At 65.3% G+C, this 8,487-nt stretch carries 12 protein-coding genes; 5 read left to right on the top strand and 7 right to left on the bottom strand.

Features of this window, described 5'->3' with window-relative positions; genetic code table 11:
- Positions 1-60: 60 nt before the first annotated feature.
- Positions 61-471 (top strand): hypothetical protein, encoded by a 411-nt coding sequence (locus tag BCD48_RS19225; RefSeq protein WP_131804049.1) that lies wholly within the window; start codon positions 61-63, stop codon positions 469-471.
- Between the two features lie 284 nt (positions 472-755).
- On the opposite strand, the gene BCD48_RS54945 is transcribed toward BCD48_RS19225, so the two are convergent.
- Positions 756-887, bottom strand: a complete 132-nt coding sequence (locus BCD48_RS54945) for a hypothetical protein (RefSeq protein WP_274536551.1) — start codon at positions 885-887, stop codon at positions 756-758.
- A 36-nt stretch (positions 888-923) separates the two neighbouring features.
- Between BCD48_RS54945 and BCD48_RS52340 the strand changes: the two genes are divergently transcribed.
- Positions 924-1,130, top strand: coding sequence for a hypothetical protein (locus BCD48_RS52340; RefSeq protein WP_071049822.1), 207 nt, complete (start codon positions 924-926; stop codon positions 1,128-1,130).
- Positions 1,131-1,666: 536 nt separating this feature from the next.
- Here BCD48_RS52340 and BCD48_RS56725 read toward each other — a convergent pair.
- On the bottom strand, positions 1,667-1,921 hold the full coding sequence (locus BCD48_RS56725; RefSeq protein WP_071049821.1) for an alcohol dehydrogenase catalytic domain-containing protein: 255 nt from the start codon (positions 1,919-1,921) through the stop codon (positions 1,667-1,669).
- Between the two features lie 575 nt (positions 1,922-2,496).
- On the opposite strand from BCD48_RS56725, the gene BCD48_RS19210 reads away from it, so the two are divergent.
- Positions 2,497-3,141 (top strand): TetR/AcrR family transcriptional regulator, encoded by a 645-nt coding sequence (locus BCD48_RS19210; RefSeq protein WP_071049820.1) that lies wholly within the window; start codon positions 2,497-2,499, stop codon positions 3,139-3,141.
- Positions 3,142-3,269: 128 nt separating this feature from the next.
- On the opposite strand, the gene BCD48_RS19205 is transcribed toward BCD48_RS19210, so the two are convergent.
- The 3 genes from BCD48_RS19205 to BCD48_RS56715 are packed head-to-tail and all read right to left on the bottom strand — an operon-like array spanning position 3,270 to position 5,059.
- Complete coding sequence (locus tag BCD48_RS19205; RefSeq protein WP_071049819.1) at positions 3,270-4,304, bottom strand: IS630 family transposase; 1,035 nt, start codon at positions 4,302-4,304, stop codon at positions 3,270-3,272.
- Between the two features lie 47 nt (positions 4,305-4,351).
- Positions 4,352-4,663, bottom strand: coding sequence for a TetR-like C-terminal domain-containing protein (locus BCD48_RS56720; RefSeq protein ID WP_083418886.1), 312 nt, complete (start codon positions 4,661-4,663; stop codon positions 4,352-4,354).
- A gap of 12 nt (positions 4,664-4,675) precedes the next feature.
- Positions 4,676-5,059, bottom strand: coding sequence for a TetR/AcrR family transcriptional regulator (locus BCD48_RS56715; protein ID WP_083418885.1), 384 nt, complete (start codon positions 5,057-5,059; stop codon positions 4,676-4,678).
- A 498-nt stretch (positions 5,060-5,557) separates the two neighbouring features.
- On the opposite strand from BCD48_RS56715, the gene BCD48_RS19200 reads away from it, so the two are divergent.
- Positions 5,558-7,066 (top strand): IS1634 family transposase, encoded by a 1,509-nt coding sequence (locus BCD48_RS19200; protein ID WP_071049818.1) that lies wholly within the window; start codon positions 5,558-5,560, stop codon positions 7,064-7,066.
- A 151-nt stretch (positions 7,067-7,217) separates the two neighbouring features.
- Here BCD48_RS19200 and BCD48_RS49330 read toward each other — a convergent pair whose 3' ends face one another.
- Positions 7,218-7,604: a transposase gene (locus tag BCD48_RS49330; protein ID WP_116271575.1), complete on the bottom strand. Its 387-nt coding sequence runs from the start codon at positions 7,602-7,604 to the stop codon at positions 7,218-7,220.
- 45 nt (positions 7,605-7,649) lie between these two features.
- Positions 7,650-8,111, bottom strand: coding sequence for a hypothetical protein (locus BCD48_RS49325; RefSeq protein ID WP_071049816.1), 462 nt, complete (start codon positions 8,109-8,111; stop codon positions 7,650-7,652).
- A gap of 77 nt (positions 8,112-8,188) precedes the next feature.
- Between BCD48_RS49325 and BCD48_RS19185 the strand changes: the two genes are divergently transcribed.
- Positions 8,189-8,487, top strand: a 299-nt coding sequence (locus BCD48_RS19185; RefSeq protein ID WP_397428973.1) for a transposase, incomplete at its 3' end; no start/stop codon positions are given.

Genomic DNA, 8,487 nt, shown 5'->3' with positions numbered 1-8,487 from the left:
CTATCAAATTGACTCCCGCGGCGACTTCGCGTCGAATCGCGCGCTGACGCCGAGGTGTTCATGGTTCTGGCGAGCGAGGCACTCAACCGGAATGCCAACGCATCGAAGAAGGCGACCGAGCGGGCCCGTGCCGCTGGCGAGACCCGTCCGGCCGCCCTATACGCGGCGGGCGCCAAGGCTTATCTCATGGATATCTGGAAGACGCGCGAGATATCGCGGGTAATGCTAGGCGATGACGGGCCGCCCGGCTATGCGAACGTGTACCGGGAGGCCGGCGTGAAGTTCATGCATGGCGCTAGGGGGCTGACGTTCGGTAACCCGCCGCTGCCCAATTTGACTGCCTGTGCTGTCACCGCACTCGTGCATGCCGGGGCGCTGCAGATCGTCGAGGCTGACGGCCGAGGTACCGCCACGAAGATCGCGGACTATTTCACCGACCTCATCCTCCGCCTGGCTAACAGCGAGGAGTGATGCGCAGGGGACCGTCCCCACGCACCGTCTCCCGTTCGTGCCGTGCTAACGCCCAAGCGCCGCCGCACGGCTGGCGTATTTCCGTCCTCGTTGGAGCCGGCGTCCTCATGGCGCGCACTGCGACGGCTAGGGCCGCCTGTTGGCGAAGATGAACCCCGAGTTCCGCAGTTGGTGGTCACATGGATGTGATGATCATGGTGTTGATCTGCGGAAACTCGTGTGGGGCCGGGTGGGGGCGTGTATCCACGCGCTGGCCGGCCCTGGCGGGGGTTTTCGTGGGGTGATCAGGTGGGGTCGAAGGCGGTGACCCGGGTGGGTGGTGGGACGGAAACGTCCTGGTAGACGGCCTTCTGGGCCGGGGTGAGAGCGGTCGTCTGGGCGACCGTGCCGGCGGGGCCGGTCAGGGTGATCTGCATGATCCGGCCGGTCTGGCGGCGGAGTGTGCGCCAGGTTTGCTCGGATCGGCGTTCGGCGACGCGGATCAGCAGGAGCGTGAGAGGTTCTCGAAGTTCGGCCTGGACCCCGACAAGACCCGGCTGATCGAGTTCGGACGGCACACCGCCCGGCGCCGGTCAGAACGCGGGGAGGGCAAACCCGAGACGTTCCGCTTCCTGGGCTTCACGCACATGTGCGCGGTGTCCAAGCGGGGCAACTTCTGAGTGAGGCGGGTCACGGACAAGAAGCGGATGACGGCAGAGCTGCGCGAGCTCAAGAAAGAGATCAAGCGGCGCCGTCACCTACCCATCCCCGAACAGGGGCGTTGGCTGGGCAGCGTGGTGAACGGACATCTCAACTACTACGCTGTCCCCGGCAACACGGACGCAGTGGCAGCCTTCCGACCCAGGTAACGCGACACTGGTTCAAGGCGCTACGGCGCCGCAGCCAGCGCAAACGCCTGAACTGGGCACGGATGAGCCCCGTCGCGAAACGATGGCTACCGCCCGCCCGATCCCGGCATCCCTACCCCGCCGCACGGTTCAACGCCACTACCCAAGGCAGGAGCCCAGTGCGGTAGTCCCGCACGCTGGGATCTGTGCGGGGGGCCGCCTGCAAGGGCGGTCCCTACCGCGACCCAGTCAGGGCTGTCCCAACTTCCGGGCAACGGCCCAAGTTTCACGCCGACCAGATCAGCATTGATTTTCACGAAGAATCACCTTGTCCCATATCGCCGATTTCCTCCTGTCTCCGTCCGCGCTCATCCCCTCGAAGCACGCCGGTCGAAACGGCAAACGTCGGTGGCGGCCGGGTTGCTACGGCTCGCTGACGGACCACCGTTGAGGTCCGACCACAGAGCGCAGTGGCGTGGCGGCCTTCCCGGCAGCGCGCACCGGCCGCAACCGTCGTAGGTGACGACGACGTGGTCGCCGACCTCGACGCCGGTGACGGCGCTTCCCACGGCCTCGACGATGCCGCCCGAAGGTGGGTCGGAGTGCGGCTTCGGCGGCGCCACGGAGCGCGGTGCCGGTATGACATACCCACGTGCCGACGATGCTGCAAGGACCTCGGCACGACCGCCTCCTCGGATAGTCGATACCGTCGACCAGTGCACGATACTAGAATCGTGCTCTAACGCAAGAGTCGCGGCTCCAACCTCCGCGCTTTGGTTGTGGGGGTTGGCTGATCTGGGTTGATTGTCGGGTCAGCGCCGAGCAGGGCGGCGCTGACCGCGCCCTCGCCGCTGCCATGACCGGCACCGCGGGCGAGCAGGCTGCCGGTGGTGATCCCGATGTCGGGTTCGGCGCTCGCCTGGGCCTGTCGCCGACGAGGGCGCTGACGGACCGCCCGGCGCCGGGATCATCCCAGGCGATCGGCGGCTTACCCGGCCGGCTGTAGTCATGACCGTGGCCATGCGACACCTGCAACGCGATCGTCGAGGCAGCCACGACACCCAACCACGCGAGCTTTTCGGGCGTCCCCTGATGATCGCAGCCGCGCCGTCGCGCCTGGTATGCTTCCAGGCGCGCTTCTAGAACAGTCTGGAGGCGCTGTGGCCTTCGAGGGGATCTACCGCGGGAGCTGGAGACGATGTCTGAGCCCGATCTGAACCTCGAGCTCCCCCCGGAGGTGAGCGTCCTCCGGGCGAAGAGGGCCAGCCATCGGCCTAAGTCGGCCGATACCGAACGCGCGGTCCTCGACGCGGCCGGGGTGCTATTCGCCAAGCAGGGTTATGAAGGCACCAGCATCAATGACATCGTTAAGCTGTCAGGAGTGAGTGTCGGGAGCATCTACCATCGGTTCGGTGGTAAGGCCGAGGTGTTCATGGCCTTGGCCCGCGCGATGCTCAACAGCCATGCCGTCGCTTCGAGGGAGGCGACCGAGCGCGCACGGGCCGCCGGCGAGACCCGTCCGGTCGCCCTGTACGTGACGGGCGCCAAGGCACATCTCATAGATACCTGGAAGACGCGCAAGATCTCCCGGATCGTGCTGGGCAACGACGGGCCGCCTGGCTTTGCGAGCGTGCGGCGGGAAGCCGACGCAAAGTTCATGCACGGCGCTCGGGGCCTGACCATTGGCAAACCGCCTCTGCCCAATTCGAGTGCCTGTGCCGTCACCAGTCTCGTGCACGCCGCCGCACTGCAGATCGTGGACGTCGACGACGAGCTCACCGCGACGAAGATCGCGGACTATTTCCTGGACCTAATCGTCCGCCTGGAAGACCAGGAGGACTGATGCATGGGGCGGTACTGCAGCCTGTCGTGGTGCGCAGCGGGCTATTTAATTCAACGACCCCTGCCTATGGCCTCTGGCGGCGCCGCAACTAACGTACGTACTAAGGAGAATGTAAGTATCTGGACTCGTTACCAGTGGATGTAGACGAGGTGCGGGTCGCCGAAGAAGCCGACGAGGAGGGCCGGGTTCTCCTGGAGCCTGCGGAGCGCGGCGAGAGCTTTGGAGTAGAGGTCGGAGACCGATGTGATCATTTTGCGGCCGATCTGGGCGGTCTTGACGTTGTTCCAGACCCATTCGTCCGGGTTGGTGTCGGGGGCGTAAGGCGGGAGGTAGAAGATGCGGAGCTTCCCTTCTGCTGCGGCGACGAACTCGCGGACGACCTTCGAGTCGTGGTACTTGACGCCGTCGACGACGAGAAAGACCTTTCCGCCGTCGTCATGGAGCAGTTTCCGGCAGAACTCGATGAAGACCTTGGAGTCCACGGAGCCGCCCTGCTGGAGCATGAAGTGCAGCTTTCCCTGGGCGCTGACCGCGGAGAGCATGAGGACCGATTTCCGGTCGCCCGTGCCGTGGACGACCGGGGTTTCACCAACAGGCGCCCAGGTCGTCCCGCCGTGGTGGTCGGTGCGTACCGAGGCCTCGTCGCCGAAGTAGACGGTGGCTCCGACCTGCCTCGCCTCTGCGCGGATCTTCGGGAACTGCTCGGTCTTCCAGCGCATTACTTTCTCGTCGTCGCGCTGGGTCGCCTGCTTTGTGGGCCGTTGTGGGGACATTCCCCAGCGCCGCAGCATCCTGCCGAACGCCTGCTCGGTGATGCTGATCTGGAAGAGCCGCTGGATGAGGTCGCGGACCATCCAGCGGGTCCACAGCTGGAAGTCGAACTCCATCTGGTCGGGGTTCCTGGTGCAGAGGATGGTGTAGATCCTGTCAGCCTGCTGCTCGGTCAGTTTCTTCGGCCTGCCTGGAATCGGCTTCGCCCGCAGCGCCTCGATTCCGCCGTCACGGTACTGCTGCGCCCAAGAGAACACCGCCGCCCGACTGAAGCCCAGCGTCATCGCCAGTTCGTCGGCGTTCGCGTCCTCGTCGACGATCTGGCGCGCCACGCGAATCCTGATTGTTTCCAGCGCGCCGTGGTCAAGCTTCCGGCCGTCGGTCTCCCGCATGCAATGATTTAATCATGACAGGATCGACCATGTCCAGATACTTTCGTTCACCTTAGTAGGACGCGATCGACATAACTGCTAATTCGTATGGGCCCGGTTAAGGGAGAATTCATTGCGTCGGCGAGCGCCACGTTGCCGTGGGCGACGCTAAAGACGAGGATAGTCATGTCATCCAAACTGTCGAGCTGCAACGCGTAGCCTGCCCCTAGACAGCGTTCAATGGCGCGTCTAAGCGTAGTATAGACGGGTCGGGTGGGTAGACGCTCATCATCCAGTTCGAGCTCAATTCCGGGATCGACGCCGAATAACAGGTCATAGCGAGTCTTGCTAGCCACCGCGTAGCGCAGGTACGCTCGCATTTGGGCCTGAAGCTATTTGTAGGGTCCGTTCTTTTGAACTTGCGCGTCGGCGTGCTCCATCTCCAAGGCCAACTCTCGCCAGGCGACCCTGCCGATATGGAGCATCATTTCCTGGCGGCCAGAGAACTGAAGGTAAATCGCTGGCGCCGATATGCCGGCTTCACGTACTACCGCACGTAGTGTAATTTTCGAGGATGGAGTCGTCTCAAGCAGCCGCATGGCGGCCCGTGTAATCTCCGAGCGGAGCTGGTACCCCTCGCCCGGGTTGTGACGCCGCCGCTGTAAACCGTTGCGACCCGCCTGCACACACGGTTCGTTACCAGTCGGCGCGAGTTGGTTGTCCCCAGCCGACACACTATTATTGTATACCAAGGCGCTATCGGCCGAAGTAGGCATTCTCAGGCGTCTCGTAGATCTTGCTGTGGGTAGGCAGGTTTTGGATGTTGTCCGGCGCGGCGGATGTCGGCGCGTGCGTGCTGCCCCTGTGACGTGGTGGTCTCGGCGGGTGCCAGGGTCCGGAGGAGCTGTCGCGCGAGGAGCTCGTCGCGTTGGTTGCGGCTCAGGCAGAGACGATCGAGGTGTTGCGGGCACGGGCCATGGAACTGTCGCGGCACAGCGGGAACTCCTCGATGTCGACGGGACACGTGCGAAGTAATCACCTCCCAGAGACTGGCAGCTGTCTTCGGCGAGGAATCCGTGCACCACAGCGTTCACCTATCCCGCAGACGGCCGGCGGCCCCGACATCGGCGTACTCGTCGCCACGGCGGTGCCACCGTAGGACCTGACTTCCCTCAAGATCGCGGGTTGATCGGTTCCATGGGTCGCTGACCTGGGGGTTCGCTGGCCAGGGCTTCTGTTTTTGTGCACTAATCCGGGGCCCTACGCTGGGGTCTGTGGCCTATGTACGCACCGTGCGGACCGCGTCGGGCGCGACCGCGGTGCAGATCGTGTACTCCGACCGGCGTGGGTCGCGGACGATGGACCACGTCGGATCGGCGCACGACGAGGCGGAACTCGAAGCGCTCAAGGCGGTCGCGTACCAGCGGCTCGCGGCCGGGCAGGGCGAACTCGACCTCGGCCTGGACGTGGCCGGCGCGCCAGGCGCGCCGCTGCCGATCGTCGCGTCCCGGATGGGGCATCTGTGGGACGCGCTGTGCCGTGCCTACGACGCGGTCGGCCTGGACGATGCGACCGGCGGTGACCGGGTGTTCCGTGACCTGGTGCTGGCGAGGATCATCGAGCCGACCAGCAAGCGCGACGCGCGCCGTGTCCTCGAGGAGGTCGGCGTCGCCGCGGCGTCCTACGCGACTGTCGAGCGCGCCCTGCCGAAGTACGCCACCGACGCCTACCGGCAACGGCTGGCGACCGCCTGCGCGGCGCACGCGGCGCTCGGGCCGGCGTCCCTGGTGCTCTACGACGCCACGACCCTCTACTTCGAGACCGACCAGGGCGACGGGTTCCGCGAGCCCGGCTACTCCAAGGAACGCCGCCTCGAACCCCAGATCACCCTGGGCCTGCTCACCGACGCGTCCGGCTTCCCGCTGATGATCGAGGCTTTCGAGGGCAACAAGGCCGAGACCCACACCATGCTCCCCGTCATCAAGGCGTTCATGGCCACCCACCGGCTGCGCGACGTCACCGTCGTCGCCGACGCCGGCATGATCTCGGAGGCCAACCGCAAGGCGATCGAGGCCGAGGGGCTGTCGTTCATCCTCGGCATGAAGATCCCCGACATTCCCTATGTCATCAGCTCGTGGCGCAGGGACAACCCCGACAGCGAGATCGCCGACGGGCAGATCTTCACCCAGCCCTGGCCCGCCAGCCCCACCGACCAGCGCCGCGACCAGGTCATCTACTACCAATACAAGGCCGACCGCGCCCGGCGCACCATGCGCGGCATCGACGAACAGGTCGGCAAGGCCGAGAAGGCCGTCGCCGGGAAGATCCCGGTCAAGCGCAACCGGTTCGTCCAGCTCACCGGCGCGGACAAGGCCGTCAACCGCGCCCTGGAGGCCAGGGCCCGCGCGTTGGCGGGGTTCAAGGGCTACATCACCAACATCGACAACCCGACCCCGGAGTTCACCCTGCAGGCCTACAGCCGCCTGCTCAACATCGAGAAATCCTTCAGGATGAGCAAGTCCGACCTGGCCGCCCGGCCGATCTACCACCACAAACGCGAGTCGATCGACGCACACCTGACCATCGTGTTCGCCGCCCTCGCCGTCGTCCGCCACGTCGAGGAACGCACCGGCTGGTCCATCCGAAAGTTCGTGCGCACCGCCCGGCGCTACCGCACCATCCAGATCCGCGCCGGCGGACAGATCCTTACCGCCGAGGACCCCCTCCCCGCCGATCTCCGCGACGCACTCGCGCTGATCGTGGGACCTGGCCTTGCGCACTAATTTGAGGGAAGTCGGGCCCCGACATCGGCGTACTCGTCGCCACGGCGGTGCCACCGTAGGACAGTGCCGGGGGCAATGGCCGTAGGTTAAATGATCCCTTGGGGGTCTGGGTGAAGTTTGGTCATCTCAAGGACTCTGTTGCCTTGTTCGGTTACGCAGCGTGGTCGAGGTCGCGTCTTGTGAGGTGGCTGGCCCGCGGCCGGTCGAGTGGGGTGCCGGTCCACCAGGCGTCGAATCTGATCAGGTTGAGGGCGGTGGCGGCGAACACGTGGGCAAGCCGGGTCTTGGGGAGTCCGGTGTAGCGGCAGCGACGGATCCGGGTGACGGCGACCGTCTGGTGGATGGTGCCTTCGACGCCGGCGCGGGTCGCGTAGCGCTGTTTCCACGCGTCGGTGTTCTGGTCGGCGCGGGCCTGCTCGACCGTTTCATGAACGTCGCGGCGACGGAGCATCAACTGGCGGCCATTCCGGGTCGAGCGGTTGCATTGTGCCCCGGAGGGGGCATGGCTGGCATGCTGTGACGGGGAAACGCACCACAATCGATTCTCGGCCGCGTTCGCTGCAGGGCGACCAGATCGTGCTGGTCACGCCCTGCGGGCAGGTGGCGTGCTGGTTGTCCCAGTCGATAGTGAACGCGGCGCGGTCGAACCCGTCCCCGGCCTGAACCGGGGGGAGTTGCTGGCTCGCAGCGGGCCTGTCAGCGTGATGCCGAAATCGCGTTTCGAGTCGATAAGGAATTCGGCGCTGGTGTAGCCCGCATCGACCAGATGCTCGGCGGGAAGCAGCGACCTGCGATGGAGATCTCTGTGGATGTCTTCGAGCTTCTCCACGTCGGTGACGGTCGCGTCGGTGGTGGTCACGTTGACGACCAGGTGCGGCGTGCCGGTGGTACTCACGTCGTCGCAGGTCTCCGTAAGATGGATCTTGTAGCCTTCCCAGCCGGAGCCACGTTTGGTCGCGTACCGGGCGTCGGTGTCATACGGCGAGCAGATCCGGTCTCTGCTGGGCGGGAGGTCCTTCTCCTCCCGCCACGCCGGGCGTGTCATGACGACGACGACTGTGTAAGTCGGAGGTGGACCAGGATCGATCTACCTTGATCGGGTGGATCAGAAATGGACACCGAATGACGCAGAATGGAACGCTTCGGACAAATGACGAGGCGGCGGCACAGAGGATCGCGGAGGCTTTCGCGCCGGATGCGATCGACGCGTTGTTGAAGGATGCGAAAGCGACCGGAACGCCGGTCGACGGGGTTGATGGTCTGTTGAACCGGATGACGAAGGCCGTCCTGGAGCGTGCTCTGCAGGTCGAGATGACCGACCATCTCGGGTACGAGGTCGGCGATCCGGCCGGCCACGGGACGGGGAACTCCCGTAACGGGATGTCCACGAAGACGGTGTCGACGCGTAACGGGCCGGTCGA

The sequence above is a fragment of the Pseudofrankia coriaricola genome (assembly GCF_001854805.1).
In the GTDB taxonomy this organism is placed as follows: domain Bacteria; phylum Actinomycetota; class Actinomycetes; order Frankiales; family Frankiaceae; genus Pseudofrankia.
The sequence above is the reverse complement of the archived record's forward strand: the minus strand, read 5'-3'. Positions and strand labels throughout refer to the sequence as shown.